The organism is Rhodococcus sp. B50, assembly GCF_013602415.1.
Classification (GTDB): Bacteria; Actinomycetota; Actinomycetes; order Mycobacteriales; family Mycobacteriaceae; genus Rhodococcus.
Genome location: NZ_WPAG02000002.1, coordinates 4,607,276 through 4,630,304, shown reverse-complemented (window position 1 = coordinate 4,630,304; position 23,029 = coordinate 4,607,276). Strand labels below are relative to the sequence as shown.

Annotated in this window: 24 protein-coding genes, 1 tRNA gene and 1 pseudogene; 11 read left to right on the top strand and 15 right to left on the bottom strand. The window is 65.3% G+C overall.

The window, feature by feature from the left end:
* Positions 1–222 precede the first annotated feature (222 nt).
* The 4 genes from GON09_RS21795 to GON09_RS21780 are packed head-to-tail and all read left to right on the top strand — an operon-like array spanning position 223 to position 5,706.
* The gene (locus GON09_RS21795) at positions 223–1,581 is read left to right on the top strand and encodes a hypothetical protein (RefSeq protein ID WP_213933690.1); all 1,359 of its coding nucleotides are present in this window, start codon (positions 223–225) and stop codon (positions 1,579–1,581) included.
* Positions 1,581–3,038, top strand: coding sequence for a hypothetical protein (locus GON09_RS21790; protein ID WP_213933689.1), 1,458 nt, complete (start codon positions 1,581–1,583; stop codon positions 3,036–3,038). Before GON09_RS21795 ends, GON09_RS21790 begins: the two co-directional genes overlap by 1 nt.
* Complete coding sequence (locus GON09_RS21785; RefSeq protein ID WP_213933688.1) at positions 3,038–4,336, top strand: CHAT domain-containing protein; 1,299 nt, start codon at positions 3,038–3,040, stop codon at positions 4,334–4,336. The genes GON09_RS21790 and GON09_RS21785 overlap by 1 nt, the downstream gene beginning before the upstream one ends.
* Entirely contained in the window at positions 4,333–5,706 is a 1,374-nt protein-coding gene (locus GON09_RS21780) for a hypothetical protein (protein WP_213933687.1), read from the top strand. Before GON09_RS21785 ends, GON09_RS21780 begins: the two co-directional genes overlap by 4 nt.
* A gap of 18 nt (positions 5,707–5,724) precedes the next feature.
* Here GON09_RS21780 and GON09_RS21775 read toward each other — a convergent pair whose 3' ends face one another.
* From GON09_RS21775 to GON09_RS21765, 3 genes are all read right to left on the bottom strand, one after another.
* Positions 5,725–6,465 carry a DUF5995 family protein gene (locus tag GON09_RS21775; protein ID WP_213933686.1) on the bottom strand — a complete coding sequence of 247 codons (741 nt, stop codon included), beginning with the start codon at positions 6,463–6,465 and terminating at the stop codon, positions 5,725–5,727.
* Positions 6,466–6,526: 61 nt separating this feature from the next.
* Positions 6,527–7,117 carry a dCTP deaminase gene (dcd, locus tag GON09_RS21770; protein WP_213933685.1) on the bottom strand — a complete coding sequence of 197 codons (591 nt, stop codon included), beginning with the start codon at positions 7,115–7,117 and terminating at the stop codon, positions 6,527–6,529.
* A gap of 34 nt (positions 7,118–7,151) precedes the next feature.
* Complete coding sequence (locus GON09_RS21765) at positions 7,152–7,787, bottom strand: TetR/AcrR family transcriptional regulator (RefSeq protein ID WP_213933684.1); 636 nt, start codon at positions 7,785–7,787, stop codon at positions 7,152–7,154.
* A gap of 109 nt (positions 7,788–7,896) precedes the next feature.
* On the opposite strand from GON09_RS21765, the gene GON09_RS21760 reads away from it, so the two are divergent.
* Together GON09_RS21760 and GON09_RS21755 are read left to right on the top strand one after the other, a co-directional pair.
* Positions 7,897–8,721, top strand: coding sequence for an oxygenase MpaB family protein (locus GON09_RS21760; RefSeq protein ID WP_213933683.1), 825 nt, complete (start codon positions 7,897–7,899; stop codon positions 8,719–8,721).
* Positions 8,722–8,807: 86 nt separating this feature from the next.
* A tRNA-Gly gene (locus tag GON09_RS21755) sits at positions 8,808–8,881 on the top strand.
* A 294-nt stretch (positions 8,882–9,175) separates the two neighbouring features.
* On the opposite strand, the gene GON09_RS21750 is transcribed toward GON09_RS21755, so the two are convergent.
* The 5 genes from GON09_RS21750 to GON09_RS21730 form a co-directional block, all read right to left on the bottom strand.
* Positions 9,176–9,715, bottom strand: a complete 540-nt coding sequence (locus tag GON09_RS21750) for a DinB family protein (protein ID WP_213933682.1) — start codon at positions 9,713–9,715, stop codon at positions 9,176–9,178.
* A 478-nt stretch (positions 9,716–10,193) separates the two neighbouring features.
* On the bottom strand, positions 10,194–10,412 hold the full coding sequence (locus tag GON09_RS21745; RefSeq protein WP_213933681.1) for a ferredoxin: 219 nt from the start codon (positions 10,410–10,412) through the stop codon (positions 10,194–10,196).
* A gap of 34 nt (positions 10,413–10,446) precedes the next feature.
* Entirely contained in the window at positions 10,447–11,790 is a 1,344-nt protein-coding gene (locus GON09_RS21740) for a cytochrome P450 (protein ID WP_307854444.1), read from the bottom strand.
* Positions 11,791–12,681 (bottom strand): SDR family NAD(P)-dependent oxidoreductase, encoded by an 891-nt coding sequence (locus GON09_RS21735; RefSeq protein WP_213933680.1) that lies wholly within the window; start codon positions 12,679–12,681, stop codon positions 11,791–11,793.
* An 11-nt stretch (positions 12,682–12,692) separates the two neighbouring features.
* A complete protein-coding gene (locus tag GON09_RS21730; protein WP_213933679.1) occupies positions 12,693–14,165 on the bottom strand; it encodes an aldehyde dehydrogenase family protein in 1,473 nt (490 codons plus the stop codon).
* 178 nt (positions 14,166–14,343) lie between these two features.
* Between GON09_RS21730 and GON09_RS29000 the strand changes: the two are divergent.
* Together GON09_RS29000 and GON09_RS21725 are read left to right on the top strand one after the other, a co-directional pair.
* A pseudogene (locus GON09_RS29000) lies at positions 14,344–14,523 on the top strand (helix-turn-helix domain-containing protein); the annotation flags it as partial.
* Between the two features lie 39 nt (positions 14,524–14,562).
* On the top strand, positions 14,563–14,970 hold the full coding sequence (locus tag GON09_RS21725) for a hypothetical protein (protein ID WP_244865595.1): 408 nt from the start codon (positions 14,563–14,565) through the stop codon (positions 14,968–14,970).
* A 132-nt stretch (positions 14,971–15,102) separates the two neighbouring features.
* On the opposite strand, the gene GON09_RS21720 is transcribed toward GON09_RS21725, so the two are convergent.
* The 4 genes from GON09_RS21720 to ahpC all read right to left on the bottom strand — a co-directional run bounded on the left by GON09_RS21720 (position 15,103) and on the right by ahpC (position 19,074).
* A complete protein-coding gene (locus tag GON09_RS21720; protein WP_244865594.1) occupies positions 15,103–15,603 on the bottom strand; it encodes a gluconokinase in 501 nt (166 codons plus the stop codon).
* A 69-nt stretch (positions 15,604–15,672) separates the two neighbouring features.
* Entirely contained in the window at positions 15,673–16,560 is an 888-nt protein-coding gene (locus GON09_RS21715; protein ID WP_213933677.1) for a hypothetical protein, read from the bottom strand.
* A 214-nt stretch (positions 16,561–16,774) separates the two neighbouring features.
* Positions 16,775–18,364, bottom strand: a complete 1,590-nt coding sequence (gene ahpF / locus GON09_RS21710; protein ID WP_213933676.1) for an alkyl hydroperoxide reductase subunit F — start codon at positions 18,362–18,364, stop codon at positions 16,775–16,777.
* Positions 18,365–18,510: 146 nt separating this feature from the next.
* On the bottom strand, positions 18,511–19,074 hold the full coding sequence (ahpC, locus tag GON09_RS21705; RefSeq protein WP_213933675.1) for an alkyl hydroperoxide reductase subunit C: 564 nt from the start codon (positions 19,072–19,074) through the stop codon (positions 18,511–18,513).
* A 214-nt stretch (positions 19,075–19,288) separates the two neighbouring features.
* Here ahpC and GON09_RS21700 point away from each other — a divergent pair, with 214 nt between their 5' ends.
* Positions 19,289–20,092, top strand: a complete 804-nt coding sequence (locus GON09_RS21700; RefSeq protein ID WP_244865593.1) for an alpha/beta fold hydrolase — start codon at positions 19,289–19,291, stop codon at positions 20,090–20,092.
* On the opposite strand, the gene GON09_RS21695 is transcribed toward GON09_RS21700, so the two are convergent.
* Positions 20,080–20,322: a DUF2630 family protein gene (locus tag GON09_RS21695; protein ID WP_213933673.1), complete on the bottom strand. Its 243-nt coding sequence runs from the start codon at positions 20,320–20,322 to the stop codon at positions 20,080–20,082. The two genes, GON09_RS21700 and GON09_RS21695, sit on opposite strands and share 13 nt — an antisense overlap.
* Before the next feature lie 100 nt (positions 20,323–20,422).
* Between GON09_RS21695 and GON09_RS21690 the strand changes: the two genes are divergently transcribed.
* Positions 20,423–20,845: a hypothetical protein gene (locus GON09_RS21690; protein WP_213933672.1), complete on the top strand. Its 423-nt coding sequence runs from the start codon at positions 20,423–20,425 to the stop codon at positions 20,843–20,845.
* Positions 20,846–20,922: 77 nt separating this feature from the next.
* Here GON09_RS21690 and GON09_RS21685 read toward each other — a convergent pair whose 3' ends face one another.
* The gene (locus GON09_RS21685; protein ID WP_213933671.1) at positions 20,923–21,429 is read right to left on the bottom strand and encodes a VOC family protein; all 507 of its coding nucleotides are present in this window, start codon (positions 21,427–21,429) and stop codon (positions 20,923–20,925) included.
* A 237-nt stretch (positions 21,430–21,666) separates the two neighbouring features.
* Here GON09_RS21685 and GON09_RS21680 point away from each other — a divergent pair, with 237 nt between their 5' ends.
* Positions 21,667–22,092 carry a hypothetical protein gene (locus tag GON09_RS21680; RefSeq protein WP_213933670.1) on the top strand — a complete coding sequence of 142 codons (426 nt, stop codon included), beginning with the start codon at positions 21,667–21,669 and terminating at the stop codon, positions 22,090–22,092.
* A 3-nt stretch (positions 22,093–22,095) separates the two neighbouring features.
* Here the strand turns inward: GON09_RS21680 and GON09_RS21675 are convergent, their stop codons facing one another.
* The gene (locus GON09_RS21675; RefSeq protein ID WP_213933668.1) at positions 22,096–22,932 is read right to left on the bottom strand and encodes a DUF1206 domain-containing protein; all 837 of its coding nucleotides are present in this window, start codon (positions 22,930–22,932) and stop codon (positions 22,096–22,098) included.
* Between the last annotated feature and the right edge of the window lie 97 nt (positions 22,933–23,029).

The following is a 23,029-nucleotide window of genomic DNA, read 5'->3' as shown; positions in this document are numbered from 1 at the left end:
GATCACCTCCGGTCCTGCCGAGGGGGACGCTCGGCGTTCGAGTAGTGCACTACTCGTGAATCTCATCCGCCCCGGGGTGACAGTGGAGTGGCGACCCGGGAGGTACATACAGAAGGGCTCTTCACCGGAGATGAATCCAGGAGCACACTGAGATGACAAGACCCGCTGGTCTGTCCAGGCGCTACCCACACCACCGTATCCATGCCGGACGGAGGGACGACCATGATCGGTCCGGTCGACAGTTTCGACATCACAGCAGACCTCACCGCTGATCTGTACCTGCTGAGGTTCGACAAGAACGGCAGACTCATCAGTCCGCGAACGGCGGAGATGTTCCTCGCAGCGGCCCGGGAAGCCACGGATGTCATCTGCTTCTCGCACGGCTGGAACAACATCTACGCCCGAGCCCTCGGCGCATACAGGGACTTCATCGGAGGTTTCATCGCTCAGCGGAGGGACCTCGGCCTGCCTCTGCCACCGAACTATCGACCCGTGCTTCTCGGGATCATCTGGCCGTCGACGAGCTTCGTGATGCCGTGGGAATCCGGACCGGACATTGCGGCGTCCGGGTCCGACGAATCGGCTCGCCGGCAGGAGGAGATGTTGTCCTTCGTCACCGATTCTCTCGACTCCTCCGACGTGGCCACTCTGGTCGAACTCGTGGACGGACAGACGGGGCTGGCCGATCGGGATGCCCGACGGGCTGTGGAGATCGTGAGTGCCGAACTCGCGCGGGAGGCAGACCCGGATACGGGCTCGGAGCCGCCCGACGTGGAGTCGCTCCTCGAGGTGTGGCGGTCGCTGGATTCCGCCACCGCACCGTGGACGGGGCCCGTCGACGAAGACGACATCGGCACGGTCGGGGGCGCCGCCACCGGCGGCACGTCGCCCCGGGCAGCGGGTGCGAGCGACCTCGACCCGCGGAACCTGCTGCGTACGGCCACCGTATGGAAGATGAAGGCTCGCGCCGGGGTGGTAGGCGCCGAAGGCGTCGGGCCCCTGATCCGCGCGGTGCTCGCCGGGAACTCGACCACTCGACTGCATCTCGTCGGACATTCGTTCGGTGCTCGTGTCGTGCTGTCGGCGGTCGCGAGCGCCGAACCGCCGCGGCCGGCCCGGTCGATGCTGCTGCTCCAGCCCGCCGTCAACCGGTGGTGTTTCGCGTCGAAAGTAGCGGTCACGGGCGTCGAAGGTGGCTATCGCCCGGTGACGGCCCGAGTCGAGTACCCGATTCTCACGACGTTCTCGTCGTTCGACCAACCCCTGCACACGTTCTTCCACCTCGCGGTTCGGGGCAGTTCGCTCGGTGAACCGCGGGTCGCAGCCCTCGGTGATGCCTGGTTGTACGGCGCGCTGGGCGGTTACGGACCCGAGGGACTCGACGGACGCTGCGTCACGACTCCGGCACTCGCTGCCGGCGCCGGTCGCTACGATCTCGCCGGCCCTGCCGAGGTGATCGCGGTCGACGGCAGCGTCCCCATCGGACACCGTCCGGCGATCAACGGCCACAGCGACGTCAGTAACCCGGTCACCTACTGGGCTCTCCACAACCTCCTGGCCCCGACAGGGGGTGACCGGTGATGGCGGTCCGGCTCACCAAACGATGGAAGCTCGCGGTGCTGCGAGTCCGGTTGGATCTGTCCGGTCGTACCCCGGCCGTCCGCAGCACCTTGACGGCCTTCCCGGACGGAGACGAGCGACAGTTCTGGGACCGGCGGGATCCCCTCGAGGATTTCGGCCTCCGGATGGGCAGCGTTCCACCGCGACGCCTCCGGGTTGCGGCGGGGCTCCGCCGCGCGGTCGAATCGACGCTGACCGACGAATTGCGGATGGAGCCGTCGCTGTGGTTGCGCCTGAGTCCGCCCTACGGCTTTCTCGGCGTCGTCCCCTGGGAGGAACTCGGCAGCCGCATCCATCTGCCGGTTCTCCGTGTCCCCAACAGCCTTCCGGTGGCCGTCGAACTCGGACGCAGGTGGTCGATCGCGATCCTGCTCGATACGCCTGCGGGTCAACGCTGGGGCGCTCGGCACATTCGAGACATTCTGCACCAGATGGATGTTCAGATGTCCACTCCGTTCGAGGTGGACATCTTCGTGGACATCGGCACATACGAACTCCTCGCCGCTGATCCCGGATTCGCTTCCGCCCCGAACATCCGCTTGCACATGCCGACCCACGATCTGGAGGCCCACGAACGGCGGCTGCGTCGGAAGAAGGCGCGCAGCGCCGCGAGAGGTGGCGACGGGAAGGACACCGTCGACGCCATCGACGACCGCAATCTGGTGTGGACCAACTGGACCCTCGACGGCCTGCACGGGCGGGCCGTACGTGCGGTCCACATCGTCGGCGAAGGCGCCTTCCACGGTGAGATCCCGATGCTCACCTACCGACCTCGGCCCACAGCAACCGGATTCACGGACAGGAGGTTCGCTCCCGCCGAGGAGGTGATCCGGCTGGCCGACATGACGGGAGCGACGCTCGTCTCGCTCGGCTCCCCGCCGACGAGGCACTCCGACGCCGCGGTACGCATGCTCGCCGACACCATCGGACGCACCCGCCCGGGTCCGACCCTGTACTGCTCGCTCACGGGGGATCGCGACGCCGCCGAACTGGTCGCCGCGCACGCCTTCATCGCCGACGCCCGAACGCTCCGTTACGAACGGGATCACCGGAATCCGTTCGCGAGCAGGTCCCTGTTCGGCTACATCCCACCGGAGACGGTCGTGGACCACGAACCACTGTCGTGGCCCGTCGTCCCCCAGGCACTCGCCGACGATGTCGCGACGGTGGGTCCCGGCCGCACGCCGATCTCGTCTCCGAGCCCGGCAGCGCGCGAGGTGCAGGGCCGGTACGACCGGGAGGACACCGCACCGGCGTGGGTGGCGTCCGCACTGCGCTTCGTCGAGAGGAATCGTGCAGCGGTGAACACGAGATCCCTTGCCGTGCCGAACCCACGCGACCGTGCCCGAGCAGAGGGAATCGAAAGAGCGCTGTCCGAGATCGAAGAGTTGACCGCCCGGTATTCGAGGAGGCAGTGATGCGCACCGTCGTGGGCCTGTCGCAAGTCGGGAACGGCGCAGTGGTCACGTTGGAACAGTCGCCGAACGACGTGCCCGACGACGGGAGATGCGATCCCGTCGAACTCCCCGGACTGCTGAGCAACAACCCGAGAGAACGCGGCGCGACCCTGATGACCCTGCTCGAATCGCACCGGCCGGTGGCCGAAGCGCTCCGGATGGCGCTCGCGCAGCCGGCGGAGGGGCCGCCCCGACCCCTCTATCTACGTGTACGCACCCCCGAGATCGACGCACTACCGTGGGAGGAGTTGTACTCGGCTGCCCACGGTTTCTGTGCACTCGACCACCGCTGGCCCGTGGGCCGAATCGTCAACCGCTGGATCAACCTTTCCGACCGCACCTTCACGTCGTCGTTACGGGTGGTCGCGCTGCTCTCGGCCGCCGGGCGTTCCGGCGTCCCACAACTCGACAGTCTCGTGAAGGCGCTCCGGAGTCCGGATGCAAGGAACGTCGGGTTGTCGGTTCACGTGATCACCGGTGATCCCTCGGTTCTCGACGCGGCCGAGCACGTACACGAACCGGCCTTCACGTGCGAAGAGATGACCACCGCCGGCACCACCGTCGCCCGGCAGATAGCCGCCCACAGACCCGATATCGTTCACGTGCTGTGTCACGGCAAGGCTGTCGGCGGTGTGCACAGTCTGCTGCTCGCCACACCGGCGGATTTCCTGGGAGGTGAAGAGACGGGACTCGTCTCGTTGACCGCCTCGGATCTCGTACGTGAGCTCGCGGCATGCAACCCCTGGTTGATCGTGCTGGTCGCCTGCGAGAGTGCCGGTGTCGGTGAAGGACCCGCTCTCGCACAGGATCTCACCGCTCGCAACATCCCGGCAGTGATCGGAATGCGGCGCCTGCTCGACATCTCCGAGGCCGACAGCTTCTGCTCGGCGCTGTACCCCGAACTGTTGAGAGTGATACGCGATTCGTTGAATTCCAGCGGGAACGGCCGCGTCCACACGATCGACTGGGTCACTGCCCTCACGGTGCCGCGTCGCGTATTGAGCGGTGCCGATCCCGAGGGGATGGGCACGTGGTCGGATCCGGTGCTCTACGCCCAAGCGGAACAACTCCGGATCTACCACGCCGAACCCGCGGCATCGGAAGCCCGTATCGGCGAGTTGGTAACGGCCAAGGAGGAATTGACGACCTGGCGGGAGTTCCGCAACTTGATGGAAGCGTCCGACGCACCGGAAGAACTGCTCGACAAGGTCAACTCCACCGTACGACGGCTCGAACGCACACTCGAGGCCCTGCAATGACGCTTCCCGCCGAGGTGTCCATGGACGCATGGACCGGCAGCATCGCAGCGACCGGTCCGCTCGCCGACACGGCTGTGAACTGGGGCGCCCGCCGAGGACTGCCGCACAGTCAGAAACCCCTCGCGTTCGACGCACCCGCGGACCCGAGCAACTGGCGTCATCACGCAGTCGGCTACGGCGTTCTCCTGCTCGACGATCCGGCCGTGTCCGGCACCGCGAAGGCCACAGGTGAGGATGCGCCCTCCGGGGTACTGCGGATCCTGAAGGAACGCCCGGGAACCGTACTGCTGCGGTGGAGTCCCGAACTCGAGGACAGGTACTTGCGTCGGTACACGCCGGACGGTCACCCCCAGGACCTTCTCGTGGGTCTGACCAAGTTCGGTGCAGCGCAGGGGAATTTCCTCCCCCGCTACGTCCTGGTCGCCGGAGGGCCGGAGGTCATCCCCTGGTCGGTGCAGTATTCGCTGTCGATACGGCACGCGGTAGGACGATTGCCGTTCAGCGACGAACGTCTCGACAGGTACGTGGACGCACTCCTCCGGGACTGGTCCGGCTCCGCCGTGGATGTCACCGCGCCCCTGTTGTGGACCGTCGACCACGGCCCCACGGACATCACCCGCCTGATGCGCGCCGCCGTCACAGCACCGCTGGACAAGGCGTTCGACGGCACCCTCGACGGCAGAAGACATCTCACGGACGACGCCGCGACCTCCACCAACCTGCTGGAGTCGCTCGAGCGCAATCCTGCTCTGGTGGTCACCTCCAGCCATGGAGCGACACCCACGAGCAACCCGGAACTGCTGCGCGCAACGCTCGGTACGCCGGTCGACACCGCACACACGGCGACCCCTGTCGACGACCTCGCCGCGGCGATGCCTTCCGGTGCAGTGTGGTTCGCGCAAGCGTGTTGCTCCGCGGGTGGTGCCGGATCCAGCTCGTACGACGGTCTGCTCGGCGACGGATCTGCCGCCGCGGTCGTCCGTACCGTCGCCGGACTGGGGCCGGTCGTCGCGCCCGCAGCCCTGCGCCTCCTGTCGCGCGACGATCCCGTCCGCGCCGTGATCGGACACGTCGAACCCACCTTCGACTGGACACTCCGTGCCGACGACACCGGACAGTTGCTCGGTGGGACGATCGTGCAGGCATTGTCGTCCAACATCCACCACGGACAACCGCTCGGATATGCCTTCGGCGACTACCGGGCCGGCGTCGGCCAGTTGCACACCGACTGGGCACAGAAGCGGGAACAACTCGCGAAGGGAGACATGTCGGTACTCCCCCTCCTCACCAGATTGCGTCTCACGGCGGTCGATCGCCAGAGCATGGTGCTGCTCGGTGATCCCACGGTCACTCTTCCGCCGCTGCCGTGAGAGGCGCCGTCTCCGGCGTCACAGCGTGTTCAGCGCGGAGATGATCCTGCGCATGTCCTTGCTCTCGGTGTTGTACACGAGGCCGACGAGGATCGACGTCAGCGGGTCGGGACGTGCGATGACCCTGCCGAGGGTGGCGACGTTCAGGTCGAGGACGTCGATCGCGGCCGGACGCAGTCGCGGGTCCATCTGCGACAGCATCTCGGCCCACACCCACGCGGTCTCCCGCGCGCGGTCGAAGGTGAAATCGAGGACCGGGTTCACCTCGTCGATGGGTTCGAGAACCTTGATCAGGGGCGAGAACGACTCGATGGTGTCGCGCGCCTTCGGCATCACCGCCGCGATCGTGTTGTTGATTTCGTCGTAGTCGGCGCGGAAATCGGCCAGCCGGCTGCCCGACAGGTTCTCACCCACGACGACGGCGAGATCGAGATTGATGTGCGCGTTGATGCCCAGCAGCAGGTGCTGCAGCACGATCAGCCGGTCGTGTTCCGCGGCGTCGAACGCGACCCGCCACGCCCTCGTCGGGGCGACTGCTTCGTAGGCCTCGAAGTACCGGTTCGCGAACAGGGTGTCGATGCGGTCCATGCGGTCCTTGTCGGCGAAGACACCGTCCTTCATTCCCTGCTGGACGGCCAGGGTCATCTGCCGATAGACGGCCGCGAAGCATCCCCGCGGATCGCCGCGCGCGGCGGTGTCGGCGACGATGCCGTCGAGAAGCCGGATCACTTCGGCGATGTTCTTCGCGTGCAGCGCCACGGTCCCCCTCCTCCGTGCGGATGAGGATCATTGTGGACCCGGACAGGCGGGACGGGAAGAACTAACTGGGACGCGCGTCGGGGTGCTTGTGCACGAAGTTCAGATACGCCTTCGACGGCGTGGGCCCGCGCTGACCCTGGTACTTGGACCCGACCTTCGCGCTGCCGTAGGGGTGCTCGGCAGGGCTCGTCAGCCGGAACAGGCACAGCTGACCGATCTTCATACCTGGCCACAGCGTGATCGGCAGGTTCGCGACGTTGGACAACTCGAGGGTGATGTGCCCGTCGAAGCCCGGGTCGATGAAACCGGCCGTCGAGTGCGTGAGCAGGCCGAGCCGGCCCAGCGACGACTTGCCTTCGAGGCGACCGGCGAGGTCGGCCGGCAAGGTGCACCGCTCCATCGTCGACCCGAGCACGAACTCGCCCGGATGCAGCACGAACGACTCACCCTCGGGCACCTGCACCAGCGACGTCAGTTCGTCCTGCTGCTTGGCCGGGTCGATGTGGGTGTAGCGCGTGTTGTTGAAAACGCGGAACAAGCTGTCGAGTCTGACGTCGACACTCGACGGCTGCACGAGCTCCGGATCGAACGGGTCGATGCCCAGATGCCCGGAGGCGATCTGAGCGCGGATATCGCGATCGGAGAGCAGCACGAGTAGAGGTTAACAATCGCCCGGTCGCGGGGTTCTACGTGGCCGAGTCGCGCCGCAGTTGGGTGGACATCGTGAGCAGCAGTTCGGTGCATTCCTCGACGACGTCGTCGTGGCTCAAGGGCACGGTGCCGTCGAGCCAGGCCGTCAGTGCCTGGGCGAGCCCGCCGACGACGTAGTGCGCCGCCAGATCGAGCCGGGGGCTCGGCGTGATGGCGTAGATGTTCTCCGCCTGGGCGGTGACCAGACCGGCGAACATGCGGGTCGAGTCGAGACGCCGCTTCGCGAGTTGCGGATTGGCCTGGCTGACGGAGAACAGCATGCGGCCGAGCCGCGGGTCCTCGTCGATCTCGCGGACGATGTTCTCGACGCAGGCACGCACGATCGCCCGGTCGTCGCCGGCGGGGGCGGAGGTCACGGCGGCGAGGGTGCTTTCGGCGATGCGCTGGACGACGTGGTCGTAGACGGCGCCGGTGAGCTCGTCGCGATCGGCGAAGCTCTCGTAGAAGTAGCGCGACGCCAGACCCGCACGCTTGCAGACACCGCGCACCGACAGCGTAGGTTCGCCGTCGGCAGCCCCGAGAAGGTCGAGACCCGCCTCGATCAGCTGCGCTCGCCGATCGGCCTGTCGTTCCTCGCCTGCGCGTCCACCGTAGAGCCGTCCAGTTGCCATACGCCTATCTTCGCAGCGTCCGGTCTCCCTTCCTCGCACCGTCCGGTCTTTACCGCCCGACAGTATCTGAGTACAGTCGTGGTCACTTCGAACGATGGAGGAAATCTCGATGACGACGACCGTCGACAAACCCGCCGGCCTGGACGACACGATGGACGGCCTCGGCCTGGCCGCCGGAGCGGCGAACATCATCATGCAGTTGTCGTGGCCCGGCGTCGGCTACGGCGTTTACGAATCCCGCGTGGAGTCGGGCCGGCTGTTCGACCACCCGATCAAGCGCACCCGCACCACCCTCACCTACCTCGCCGTCGCCGCCCGCGGCACCGACGACGAGAAGCGATTGTTCCGTCGCGGCGTGAACAAGGCCCACGCGCAGGTGCGCTCCACCGAGTCGAGTCCGGTCGAGTACAACGCGATGGACCCGGAACTCCAACTGTGGGTCGCGTCGTGCATCTACCGCGGATTCGAGGACGTGCACCGCGCGCTGTACGGGCCGATCCCCGACGACGCGATCGAGTACTTCTACCAGAACGGTGCCACCTTCGGGACGACACTGCAGGTGCCGCAGCATATGTGGCCGAAGGATCGCGCAGCCTTCGAGCAGTACTGGGAGGACAACCTCCACAAAGTGAAGATCGACGACACGATCCGCGAGCACCTGCTGTCGATCGCACGCATCGAGTTCCTGCCCCAGCCCGTCCCGGCCCTGTTCGGCAAGCTCAATCTGTTCTTCACCGCCGGCTTTCTGCCGCCACTGTTCCGCGAGCAGATGCTCCTGCCGTGGACGCCGCGCGACCAGCGCCGCTTCGACCGCGTCATGCGGGCCCTCGGTGCGGTGAACAAGAGGCTGCCGGTCGCGGTGCGGGAACTGCCCTACCGCGTGCTCCTGGCCGACATGCGCCGGCGGATCCGGACGGGACGATCCCTGGTCTAGGTGTCCCGCGATCGACGGGGAGAGTCTGCTACAGTTTGCTCCGAAGCTCGGGTCGGAGTCGGTGAGAATCGGCAAAAGCCCAGCGTGCCGATGTAGTTCAATGGTAGAACATCAGCTTCCCAAGCTGAATACGCGGGTTCGATTCCCGTCATCGGCTCCATCGGGTGTTCACCCGATAGGACCCGTTGTGTTCATCAATCGAGTCCGAGGGCCTGATTCGAATCCGGTTTCCCCGTTTGCGGCGTCTGGTTGGCCGGTTTCGGTTGGTCTCGACCGGGCCGCGGCGCGGTTCTCACAAGGTTGAGCCGAGTTTCGCTCCCGTTGAGCCTGTCGGTTGGCAAATTCCGCGGTGTGGCCGAAGTCGAGTCGCGAAATCCGTGGATTTCGCTGCCGGGGCGGGGTCGTCGCCGGTTGAACGAGCCGACGGGCAGATCGACTGGGGCGACCCAGTGCGTCACCCTCCGTCGAGAGTGAGCTGGTCGCGATGGAAGTCGTAGTGCCGGGTGGGATACCGGTAGATGTCCTCGAGGTCCATGTATCGAGAGAAGAACGGATCCCAGCTCGTCGGATACCGCATGCGCAGACCGAAGTTCCCCTGCGGTTCCCGCTCCAGGGAGCGGTGCAGCGCGTCGATCACCCGATCGCTGCGGCGCACCAGCGCGTCACCGTGAAACACCCGGGCACCCCCGACGGCGCCGAGATAGTTCACGGCATCGAAAATCGGAGTCCCGGCGTCGAGCAGCGCGGCGAATCCGCTTCCGATCCGGTCGGGAAGCCGGCCGATCAGCCGCACCAGCACCAGGAGCCGACGCACCACCATGTAGCCGAAGACCATATGGAAGAGCAGCTGCTCATTCGTCCACCGGGTGCCGTGCGACGGCCGTCGCAGTGCCGCTTCGTCCGCCGAAGCGACGAGGTGGCGCAGATCCACGGCGACGCGATCGTACTCGGCGATGATCGCCGCGCGGTCCACCCGTTTGTCACCGCCGCGCATGACCTGCTCCGCACACGCCACGAAATTCCGCTGTCACCGTCATCATCCCGTCCGATCGGCCGATGCCCGCACCCGACTCTCCAGGTGAGTGCCCGCAAAGCGTTGATCCCAACCGGTTCGGTGGGCATCATCGGCACGATCGCATACCGGTCGGAGTGCTCGGCGATGATGGTGTCGAGTTCGGTGGCCTCGGCGGCGGCGTGTCGCTGCAGCAGCGACGATGTCGGGTGCGCGCCGGCGAGGGAATTGTCGACCACCCACGCTTACGGGCAGATGCCTACGCGTTCGAGGTCGGCTTGCAGGCCGGTGGCTTCGACGCGCGGTGTGGTTTCGGCGAGGGTGGCCACCACGATCTTGGTCTCGTCAAGCTTCTGCAGCCGTATCAGCGGGGTGGTGAAGCGCGTGTCTCGCTCATCTGGCGGGTGAGTTTCCGGTGGTCGGAGCGGTGGCGTCGGCGTGCAATTCCATGCGATCTCCGTCAGTTCGGCCCCTCGGCCTGTTCGACCTCTTCACCGATCACCAGTGCGTGCTCGGGACAAGTGTCCACTCCGCGGCGTGCCGAGTCCTCGTCTCCCGCTCGGACATAGAACGACTCGACTGTCGAGTATCCGTTGTCGTCAACGGGAAACAGGTGCTCGTCGACCGCGAAGCACTGCGCATGCCCGACGCATCTGTCACGCTCCAGGTACACAGTCATCGCCTTTTCTCCGTGGGTTTCCATCTCCGTCACCTCATATGGTCATCGGGATATTGGTGACCGTGCGAACAGCGACGTTGTCATATACCAATGCGTCGATGTCGATCTCGTAGTCGGGGATGAGGCGGAAGATCTCTTCCAGGGCGACTCGGACTTCGAGCCGTGCCAGGTGTGAGCCGAGGCATCGGTGCAGTCCGCTCGCAAAAGTCATGTGGCTGCTTTTCTTTCGGTCGAAATCGACGCTGAGCGGGTCGACGTGGAATGTCGGATCGACGTTCGCTGCAGCCCAGAACGCGTTCACCTGTTCTCCAGCACGAACGATCAATCCATCGCCGAGGTCGATGTCAACTTCCGGATACCGCATGCCGGAAGGGACGGGGGATTCGTATCGCATCAATTCTTCGATGGCTTTCCGCAGCTTTCCCGGATCGTCGACAAGTTGTCGACGCCGATCCGGATTCTTGCCGAGCCATGTGACGAGGCATGACATCGAGGCCGTCACTGTGTCGAGGCCGGCGAACATCAACAAGAACAGGATGTTGATCAGATCGAACTCATCGATCGGCCGGCCATCGACCTCCGATCGCAGCAGGTTCGCGATGACATCATCTGCGCTGTCATCGAGGTTCCTACGCTTCTCCTTCAGGAACCCGTCGAAGTATTCGAGGAGCTTCCCACCTGCGAGCGCCATGTTCGCGTCGATCTCCTCGGTGGTCTCCCCCTTGGGATGGATCACCCCATCCTTGAACTCGAGGAAGAAACCGAGGTCCTCGACCGGGGCCCCAACCAGGCTAAGGAAACTCTGGCACGGCAGCGGAACACAGAAGCTGCCGTACAGTTCCGCGCCCCCGCCGTCCCGAATCGCTTCGAGGAGACCGCGGGCGAGCCCCCGGATCTGGTTCTCGAGGCGGGCCATCGCTCGTGGCGCGAACATCGGGTCGAGTAGTCGGCGCCACTTCATGTGGTCCGGACCGTCGATTTCCAGCGGGATGAGCCGGCCTTCGTAACCGAAACTCCCTCCCCGGCCGCCGTTTCCAAGCACGCTAGGATGCCTGTTCATGGTGAGAATGTCTTCGTACCGATAGAGATGCAGAGCACCGTCGATGTGCTCGGCGCGAACGTTCCGCGCCTTCTCCGAGTAGACGGCCTGTGGCTCGGCGAGGGTCTTGACCTGCTGGGACAGTCCTGAGATTCGCGGATCGAATCGAACCGATGAGTCCATGCGTGCACACCTCCAAGGGGGCAGATATAGCCGGGCCTGAACGAGCGTTGTTGTGCGCGAGCACCGGCCGGACCCCGGGGGGGTTGAATGCCGGGGCCCGGCGCACGCGCGTCGACGAAGAACGGTCCGGTTCAACCGACCGTGTTCGTCGACCACTCAACGGTCGATCTGGTCGCGCAGTTCATCCGGGATGGAACCCGACGTGATGTCCTGGTCCTGACCCAGATCGGTCGGAAAGATGATCGATGTTCGGGCGAATTGGCCACCGTCTGCGGATTGAATCGACTGACCGGACATGTATCTCGACTCGTCGGACGCAAGAAAGAGTGCAAGATTTGCGTTGTCACGGATCAGCGGCGGCTGGTCGAGACGCAGCGGCATCGCCCGGTTGTCGGGATCCCACGGTTGCATCTCTTCGTACGACTTCCCCAGTACCTCGGCGTCGGACGGCAGCGCGAAGTTCACAGACATGCCGTGGGTCGGGCAGAGGGCGTTGGCGCGAATGCCGAACTTGCCGAATTCCAGGGCCGCCGCGCGCACCAGGCCGTTCACCGCCGCTTTCGATGCGGTGTACATGGGAAATCCGGGGTAGGCGTTGTAGGAAGCCGCGGACGATGTGGCGAGCAGTGTCCCGGGTCGGCTGTGTGCGATCATCCATCGCGCAGCGGACCTCCATGCGAGATAGACGCCAGTAGAGTTCACCGCGAATATGTTGTTCCAATCCGCCAGCGAGGACTCGGCCAGCGGCTGCATCCCGAATCCGGGCTCGGGGATACCGGCATTCGCCCACATCACATCGATGCGTCCGAAGGTCTCGACGGCAATCGATACCAAGGCATCCATGTCCGCTTCGACGCGGACGTCTGCATCGACAGCCGACGCGGCGCCACCTTGGTCGAGAATCTCCTGTGCGACCGCCTGTGCGCGACCGGGTACGACGTCGCTGACGATGACAGACGCTCCTTCGGATGCGAAGAGCAGCGCTCCTTCACGTCCGAGTCCGGATCCCGACCCGGTGATTGCAACAACTTTGTCTTTCATACGCATGCGCTGGCCTTTCAGTGGCTGGGGCTGGCGATCGACTTGATGCGCAGGTACTCCCGGAATCCGGCGACGCCGTGTTCGACACCGTCGCCGCTGATTCCGTACCCACCGAACGGGGCGTCGGGTGAGAGGTAGAAGGAGTTGTTGATGTTGACGGTTCCTGCCCTGAGCCTACGAGCCACCGCCCACGCGCGATCCTCGTCGGCAGACTGCACGTAGGCCGAGAGCCCATACCGCGAGTTGTTCGCTACACGGACCGCTTCGTCGTCGTCACCCTCGTATCGGATCACGGAGAGCACGGGGCCGAACACCTCCGTCTGTGCGATCTCCGAGTTTTCGTCGACATCCACCAGAACTGTCGGGCGATACCAGAAGCCGCGACCATTGCGGTCGCCGCGTTCACCGCCGACAAGGACTCGAGCGCCTTCGGCGCGCGCACGGTCGACCAACCCTTCGATGCGCTCGAGCTGGTCCTCCCGGATGATCGGGCCGACCACGTTCGCAGGATCGTTCGGATCGCCCCAGGGGAGGTTTCCGACAAACGCTTCCAAGCGTTTGAGAACCTGGTCGTAGACATCACTGTGGACAACCATGCGCGTCGCGAGTGCACAACCTTGACCGCTGTTGGCCATGCACATCGCAACCCCGAGGCCGCATGCCATGTCCAAGTCGGCGTCCGGAAGGATGATGTTGGCCGACTTTCCTCCCAGTTCGAGAACCGTGTGCCGGATGCCGTTGGCCGCGCGCTCGGCGATCCGCTGACCCACGCCCGGCGAGCCGGTGAAGTGGAACAGATCGATTCGCTGGTCGGCGGTCATCGCGTCACCGACGATCCCCTTGTCCGCGGAACTCAGCGCATGGAACGCGCCTGCCGGGATGTCGGTGGAGTCCCTGATGACCTCGGCCAGGAGCGCTGCAGTCAGGGGGGTGTCCGGGGCGCTCTTGAGGATCACCGCGTTGCCGGTCGCGAGACCATGGTGCACCTTCCATATGGCGGTCATGAACGGCGCATTCCACGGCGTGATCGCACCGACGACGCCGTAGGGCTCATAGCGAACTTGCCGCTCGCTGTGCGTGCCCAGCACCTCGTAGGGGCCGAGATCCTCTTCCCAGGGGAACGATGTGATGAGGTTGTTGAAGAAGTCCATCCCTTCGATCATGAAGCGCACGTGCGTGGCCAGATTGGACCGCACGACACCCGCCTCTGCGATCAGCAACTCTTCGAATTCGCTCGCACGAGCGCGAAGTCCGTTCTGCAGCTGAACCATGCAGTGCTTCCGGAACTCGTGATCGGTCCCCCAGCCGGATGTGTCGGCAAACCTCCGCGCTGCAGTGACGGCGTCGTCTACATCCTCCGTACCCGCGTCCGCCGCCTGCGCGATCACGGACTCATCGGCAGGGTTGATGACGGGATAGCGTCGTCCGGACTTTGCCTCGCGGAACTCGCCATCGATGAACAGTCGTCCCTCGGGTTGTGTTGTGTCCATGAAATTCTCCTCTTGCCGGGGTGCGAGAACCCGCTCGTCGCGTGCCCGCGCACGAGGTCCGCGCGTCGGACAGGAGCCGGTCATTTGTGGTTTAACTCTCGGAATGATTCAACTGTAATCTGCATCTCATGTCAAGGGAGTGTCACTCCCCTATTTGGGGTCGTGAGACCATGGGGCGGTGACCGCCAGCCCCGCACGGAAACGCCGATCGAGCAATGAGGTACGCGCACTCATCACCAGCGCTGCATACGAAGAGTTCGCGAGAACCGGCCTCGACGGCACCAGCATCCGCTCGGTCGCCGAGCGAGCAGGCGTCACCGAGTCGATGATCTTCCGGCACTTCACGTCGAAGGACGAACTCTTCCGGGCAACAGCAGCGGGTCCACTCGTTCGGTTCATGTACGAGTTCGCAAGGAGCATCGCGACACGCCCCGAGGACGACCCCCGCGATGTCACGTTCCGCTTCGTATCAGGCCTCTACGACCTGTGTATGTCCAACAGGCAGATCTTGGTGTCATTGAGCGCCAGGGTTCCGGCCGAAAACACCGGGTCGGTCGACGAACCCGTTTTCGAAGCCTGCCTGGATGCTTTGGTGAGGGGAGTCGAACGGTACGTCGAGATAGGCCGCAGCAACGCGACCGGGGAGGTGCGCAGCTCGGTTCGAATGGCGCTGGCCCTGATCCTGGGCGCGACCCTCAGCGCGAACAACCTGTTCCCACGCGACACCGACGAGTCGGACATCAAGCGAATGCTCTGCGACTTCGTGCTGTACGGCGCTGGCTATATTCCACGTCACGAGGCATGATCCGCTGCGGCACTGCGCCACTGTCGATCAGAGTGGCGTTGTCGATGTCTCTGTGCTGCCCGGCGTGATCCGGCGTTGGTGAACACCCCTCCGCGACGAAAGTCCCGGCCACACGGTCGGGTCTCCGTCGTATCACCCGCGACCATCCGATCGGCCCGCGACGTACGAGCACGCGGCGTCGAGGAGTTCGGTGAGCGACAGGGTGCCGTCGAGGACGACGCCGTGCTCGTCGGGTTCCAGCGGCTCGAGCGTCTCGAACTGCGAGGCGACCAGCTTTTCGGAGAAGAAGTGGTCGCCGCGTTCGCGAACCCTGGACCGCACGACGTCCATGGGCACGTCCAGATGCAGGAAGACGCTCGGAATACCGGCACGCAGGATGTCTCGATACGACCGCTTCAGTGCCGAGCACGCGATCACCGGCGTCTCGACGCATTCGGCAGCAGCCACTGCGACGGCACGCAGCCAGGGCTTACGATCGCGGTCGTCGAGCGCCCGACCGGCGCGCATCTTCTCGATCGACGACGCGCTGTGGTAATCGTCCGCGTCGATGAATGAGCCACCGATCGCGTCGGCAAGCTTCCGCGCGAATGTCGTTTTCCCACATCCACTCACACCCATCACCACAACAGCCATGACACATCGTAACGAGGGGGAGGTTGTGGTCGCTCTCGTCGGATTTCTCGACCACAACCTCCCCGAAGTTCACTCGAGGTAGGACGCGTAATCGGCGTAGGGCACCTGACCGGTGGGGCTCGCCTTGACGGCCTCGACGACCTCGGGCGGGATGGGAGCCCAGTAGGCCGGCATCGCGGCTGCGAGGGCAGGGTCCACGACGTAGATCAGGGCGAAGTTCACGATCCACAGCGGCGGCGCCATCGACATGCCGACTTCCGACTCCACGCCGTCCTTCGTGTTCGTCACCAGCTGGGCGGATCCGGAAATCTGCTGCGCTGCAAACCCGTAGACGGCTTGCACGGTGTACGCCGAACGGTAGAGCGCGATCAGAGTTCGCGTCGCACCGTTGTCCCTCAACCAGTTGCCGACGTAACCGCCGGGCGCGATGAGCGTGTTCACCTGCCTCGTCGGCGCATCCGCGTTGGCCGGGCTCTGAAGCAGTCCGTCGGGATTGACATAGAGGCCGTAACTGGCAAGGGTCGACGGAACGGATTCTCCGACGATGTCGGAGTACAGCGGGCGACCGGTCGTGTTGGTGAGGATGTCCACGCAGGCATTGATGATGTCCGCCGCCTCGCGGCTACCGCCCACTCCTCCGCCGCTGGTGAGGTCGCGGGCCTGCTGCTCGGACAACGCATCTTCCGGGCTCAGCCCGATCTGCCGGGCGATGTCGTCGGCCCTCTGCTGACCGAGCGGAGCGTGCAACTGGGACGGCTCGGTGACCTGCGTCGGCGCCAGATGCTCGTAATCCGGTGCGCCGGAGAAGGGAATCGAGAAGCCGGTGCCGGGGTCCGCCGACGTCGTGGGAGTCGCCCACAGGGTGAGGAGCCCCATGAGCGCCACCACCGTGGCGCCTCTGCGATGCAGATGCCCTCCACGTCTGTGCCGCCGGCCGGACTTCCGTGTGCTGCGCATAGGTCGACCTCCCGGGACGCCGTCGCGATGGGGACACACGTGTGCATTTCAGTGAACGCCCAGGGCGAGAGCGCGTCAATGCCTGCGCGGGGTGAATTGGGGGAGGTTGTGGTCGCTCTCGTCGAAATTATCGACCACAACCTCCCCGAAGTTCACTCGAAGCAACGTGGCCGCCACCCCGGAAGGGGTGACGGCCACGGGGCTGCAGTGACGTCTAGACGGTCGCGGCGACCGCGTCCTCGGCCGGGGCGCTCGTGCGGATCAGGTGGTCGAACGCGCCGAGCGCGGCCGTCGCACCCGCACCCGCGGAGACGATGATCTGCTTGTACGGGACGGTCGTGCAGTCGCCGGCGGCGAACACACCCGGCACCGAGGTGCGGCCGTGGTCGTCGACGACGATCTCGCCGCGCTGGCTGAGTTCGACGGTGCCGGACAGCCATTCGGTGTTCGGCAGCAGACCGATCTGGACGAACACGCCGTCCAGCTCGAGGGTGCGCGACTCGTCGGTGGTGCGGTCGGTGTAACTCAGGCCGGTGACCTTCGAACCGTCGCCGAGCACCTCGGTGGTCAGGGCGCTGACGATGATGTCGACGTTGGGCAGGCTGCGGAGCTTACGCTGCAGCACCTCGTCGGCGCGCAGGACCGAGTCGAACTCGATGAGGGTCACGTGAGCGACGACACCGGCGAGATCGATGGCCGCCTCGACACCGGAGTTGCCGCCACCGATGACCGCGACGCGCTTGCCCTTGAACAGCGGACCGTCGCAGTGCGGGCAGTAGGTGACGCCCTTGTTGCGGTACTCGTCCTCGCCGGGCACGTTCATCGCGCGCCAGCGGGCACCGGTCGCGAGGATCACGCTGCGCGAGAGCAGCCGGGCGCCGCTCTCGAGCTCGACCTCGACCAGTCCGCCCTCGGTGGGGGCGGGGGTGAGCTTCGCGGCCTTCTGGACGTTCATGATGTCGACGTCGTACTGGCGGACGTGGTTCTCGAGCTCGGCGGCGAACTTCGGGCCCTCGGTGTAGGGAACGGAGGAGAAGTTCTCGATGGCCATGGTGTCGAGCACCTGGCCGCCGAACCGCTCGGCGAGAACACCGGTGCGGATTCCCTTGCGGGAAGCGTAGATCGCGGCGGTCGCGCCGGCCGGGCCACCACCGACGACGAGGACGTCGAAGGGATCCTTCTCGCTGATCGCGGCGGCAGTGCGCTCGGCGGATCCGGTGTCGAGCTTGCCGACGATCTGCTCGAGGTTCATGCGCCCGGAGCCGAACAGCTCCCCGTTGAGGAAGACGGTCGGCACGGCCATGACCTGGCGGGCGTCGACCTCGTCCTGGAAGAGGGAGCCTTCGATCGCGGTGTGCTTGATGCGCGAGTTGGTCACACACATCACGTTCAGGGCCTGCACCACGTCGGGGCAGTTCTGGCACGACAGCGAGAAGAAGGTCTCGAAGTGGAAATCGCCCTCGAGGTCGCGGACCTGCTCGAGCAGTTCGACGGCTTCCTTCGAGGGGTGGCCGCCGACCTGCAGCAGGGCGAGCACGAGGGAGGTGAACTCGTGCCCGAGCGGGATGCCCGCGAATTCGACCTCGATGTCGGTGCCGACCCGGCGGATCAGGAAGGAGGGGCGACGGGTGGCTTCACCGTCGCGCACGTGGGTGACCAGGTCGGACATGCCGGCGATCTGGTCGAGGAGGTCGGCGAGTTCCGTCGACTTCGGCCGGTCGTCGAGGGACGACACGAGCTCGATCGGCTGGGTGACCTTCTCGAGGAGGGACTTCAACTGGGCGGCAAGGGAGGCATCGAGCATGAGGATCTACTCCAGAGGTGGAAGAACTGTGACCGGAAAAGATGGGAGTCGGCGAACTTCTCAGCTCGAGCCGAGCGGACCCGGACGGTGCCCGGTGGCACGGGACGCTCGATCCCGTGCCACCGGAACGATTTTCCGTCGACGAATCAGATCTTGCCGACGAGCTCCAGCGACGGAGCGAGGGTGTCGTCGCCCTCTTCCCACTTGGCGGGGCAGACCTCGCCCGGGTGGCTGCGGACGTACTGAGCGGCCTTGACCTTGCGGACGAGCTCGGCAGCGTTGCGGCCGATGCCCTCTGCGGTGACCTCGGTGAACTGGACGACGCCGTCCGGGTCGACCAGGAAGGTGCCGCGGTCGGCCAGGCCCTGCTCCTCGCGAAGCACCTCGAAGTCGGTGCTGATCTGCAGGGTCGGGTCACCGATCATGGCGTACTTGATCTTGCCGATCGTCTCCGACGAACCGTGCCACGCCTTGTGGGTGAAGTGCGTGTCGGTCGAGACGGAGAAGACCTCGACGCCGAGCTTCTGAAGCTCCTCGTAGTGGTCCGCGAGGTCGCCGAGCTCCGTCGGGCAGACGAACGTGAAGTCTGCGGGGTAGAAGAAGAAGATCGCCCACTTGTCCTTGATGTCCTCGTCGGACACGGTCACGAAGGCGCCGTCCTTGAAAGCCTCCGCCTTGAACGGCTTGATCTTCTTGTTGATCAGCGACATGTAAGAACCTCACTCGTCTCGATGGGGTTGACGGCTCCGACGTTATCCGCGAACCATTAATTGTGCCAATCGATAGTTTCTAGAAGTTCGATAAGGAAGGGCTATAAGACAGCATTTGACCAGCTCGCTTCATTTCGTTCCTCACAAATGTGACAGAACACACAACCTCTGCGACAGAGCCATCCGACCCGTCCCGCAGGGCAGAATGGAACCGATGGACTCACGACTGACCTACCGCCGCACCGGATCCGGTGAACCCCTCCTCCTCCTTCACGGCATCGGCGCCACGATGGACGACTTCTCCGCACTCGTCCCACGACTCGCCGAGCATTTCGACGTGCTGAACGTCGACCTACCCGGTCACGGTTCGTCGCCGCAGCAGAGCGGCCGTCCCACGATCGGGGCCCTCACCGACACCCTCGTCACGACTCTCGATGCCCACGGGCTCGACCGGGTGCACGTACTGGGGAACTCGCTCGGCGGCCGGCTCGCGATCGAGCTCGCCGTGCGCGACCGAGCCCTCTCCGTGGTCGCCCTGTCCCCCTCAGGCCTCGGCATGCCCCCGGAACGGATCTACCAGGGCGCGCTCATGACGATCTCGCGCCTGCTCAACAAGGCCCGCAGCCCGTTCATCGAACCGATGGCGCGAACTGTCGTGGGCCGTACGGCACTCACAGCAGGACTCCGCGCGAGGCCGTGGACGACGTCCCGTGCCGAAGCGCTCTCGGTCAAGGGCGGATTCGCCGAGTCCGACGGATTCTGGTCGATGCTGTGGGATGCCGTCCTGACCGACGTGCCGACCGGACTCGACCGCATCACGTGCCCCGTCACCCTCGCACAGGGCGTTCTCGACACGGTCGCGTCGGCGCAGACCGTGCGGTACACACCGATCATCCCGGGGGCACGGTTCGTCCCGCTCCCCTGGGCCGGCCACGCGCCGCAGTCCGACTGCCCCGAGGCCATCGTCGACCTCGTGCGCCGGACCGCCGCGCGGGCCACCGACGCCTACTGCCGATAGGACTCGACCTCGTCGACCGGTCGCGCCTCCGCCTCGTCCGGATCGTCCCCGAACTCGGCCTTCGCGCGACGCTGCCGCAGCAGGTCCCAGCACTGGTCGAGTCGCTTCTCGACCGCGCGCAGCCGCTGCAGATCCTCGTCGCCCAGTCCGTCCGCGCTCGTCCGCGAGCGCAGCGACTTCTCTTCGTCCACCAGCTTCTCGATGTGCTGGAAAAGATCGTTCTCGTCCATGTGTGACTCCCTCGATGCCGCGTTTCGTCGGCATAGCCTGATCGGGCCGGAGTGAAACCGCCGACGGTTTCGCACCCGACCGGCCGGGTATCTCCTCGACATGAGCATCGAAGACGGACCCGGCGACACCCTCAGCCCCAGCGAAGGCCTCGACTCCGACGAGGTGCGCAACGACGACGGCGATGAGGTCGTCGATCCGCCCGAGGGCTGGAGCGGAGCCGACAAGTTCGGAACGACCCAGCGTGAAGAGCAGGAAGGCGAGTCGCTGGACCAGCGTCTCGCCGAGGAGGAACCCGATATCGAACCCGCCGAACCGCTGGACAAGCCTGTCGCGGCGACGCCGGAGGACGAACTCACCGAGGACGTCGACGAGGTGATCGACGACGCCACCACCGGCGCCCCGGAGGACTCGAAACTCGCGGACGAGGTCGACGGGGTGATCGTGCAGGATTCGCGTATCGACCGCGGTCAGATCAGTGGCGCCCCCGAGGACGGAGAGTCGATCTTCCCGATCGTGGAATAGGCGTTCGAGGGACGGACGAGGGGGAGGTTGTGTGCGGGCCCGGTCGACGGACCCGCACACAACCTCCCCTTCGGTGGTTACAGGACCTTCGAGCCGTACATCTCGCCGAGCGGATCGGCAATCAGTTCGAGGCGCGCTCCGTCGGGGTCACGGAAGTACAGCGACACCTCGCTGTGTTCGACGAGATCGATTCCCGCGTCGATGAGCTTGGCGCGCAGTCGTTCCCAGGCGGGAGGGGCCACGCTGATCGCGATGTGGTGCAGTCCGCCGAAGACCTCTCGGTACGGGTCGACGTCGAGGCCGGGGAAGTCGAAGAAGGCGAGAAGGTTGCCGTTGCCGATATCGAAGAAGAAGTGCGACGACCCCGGGTAGTCGCGGTTCTCGATCAACTCGGTCAGTGGGAACTCGAGAAGGTCCTGGTAGAAGCGCACGGTCCGCTCGACGTCGCTGCTGATCAGCGCGGTGTGATGCAGCCCCCGCGCCGAGGACTGCGGACGCGCTTCGGCCGGCTTCAGGTGCGCGTCACGAATGACTGCGCGCCGGCGCTCGAACTCTTCGGAGCGTTGCCGCTCGTCGGTGGTCATCGATCCACCTCTTCCCGGTGTAGTTGCGTTCTCAACCACCAGGATCGCCTTATTTAGTTGCATTGTCAACTAGTTTGGCGGAGACGGTAGCACTTCGAGACCGCGGGGGTCACAGGCCGGGTACGACGATCTCGGCGCCGTCACGTCTTCTTCACAACCACCCGGTTCGCCCCTTCCCGCCGATGTCGGGTGGAGACGATGAATGCGTCGGGGGCTCACCGGTTCCGAGGAGATCCCATGCACCATCGCAGAATCCTGCGCACAACGGTCGCGCTGCTCGCACCACTCGCACTTCTCGCCGGTTTCGCACCCGGCGCGGGCGCAGCGGATACCGACACCCGAGGATTGTGGACGGTCAGCACCCGCGGAGACACCGTGGTGGTGAAACTGATCTATACGTCCCCACCGGACGAGGACTATCCCTTCCTCTGCGTCGCAGCGCTCGGCACGGGTGAGTCCGGAACCGCGGAGATCTACGGAGCGAACTACCAGACCCTCGAGTTCAAGGGGATCTCCGCAGGACGCAACGTGGCGACCGCGAGTTGCGAGGACAACGACGGGGAGCTGCGGCCGGTGGGCGCGATCGAGTTCGACCTGCCCGGCCCACCGACCCTCCACTATGTCGCCACCGAGCACTTCTGGTTCGACGACGCGGACGACTGAGCGTCACATCTTCGCGTCGCGCGCCATGACGAAGCTGTACAGGCCGTAGACCGCGATACCGAGGCCCATGAGGACGAGCAGAACTGCACCGAAAGGCTGCGAGCCCAACGTCTTCAGTGCCCCGTCGAGTCCCGCTGCCTTCTGCGGGTCGGCCTGGAAGACCGCGACGATCACCAGTACACCGACGAGACCGATCGCGAGCCCCTTGGCGACGTATCCGACGACACCGAGGCGCTTCACGAACGTGCTCGGATGACTCTTCAGGTCGTCGACGAAATTCTTCGACGCCCCCTTGTAGACGTGATAGGCACCCACACCGAGGATGACGAGTCCCGCGACGACAAGAACGAACTTGCCGGCGCCGGACTGCAACAGTTTCGCCGTGAGTCCCGCGTTCTGCTCACCGCTGGACTTGCCGCTGCCGCGGGCGAACCCGAACGCGGTGTATGCGAACGCGAGGTAGACCACGCCGACGCAGAACGCCTTGAACCGATCGAACACCTTGTCCTTCGTGTCGGCGTCGGGCCGTTCGGGCTCCGACGCCTTGCCGAAGGTCGCTTCGGCGAAGCGCCACAGGCCCATCATCACGAATACGACGACGGCGATCCACAACGCGATCTTCCCGCCGGGTTGTTCGCCCAGTTCTGCCATCGCCCCGGACTGCGAGGCCTCCTGCTCGCTGCGGCCGAACGCGACCCGGATCGCGAGGTAACCGATGAGCAGGTGCACTATGCCACTGCCGATGTAGCCGGCACGGGCGAACTTCTCGAACACGCCGTTCTGCGCGACGCGCTCGGCGGATGTCGACGCGCCACGCGACGCCGGGGCCTGACGGTTCACTCTCGTCTCCTCGCTGATCGGGACTGTCCCCTTCGCGCTGTATTCCCGAGACCGCGGACCGCAAACGCGAACCGCCTCCGGTGGGTAGATTGGCGTC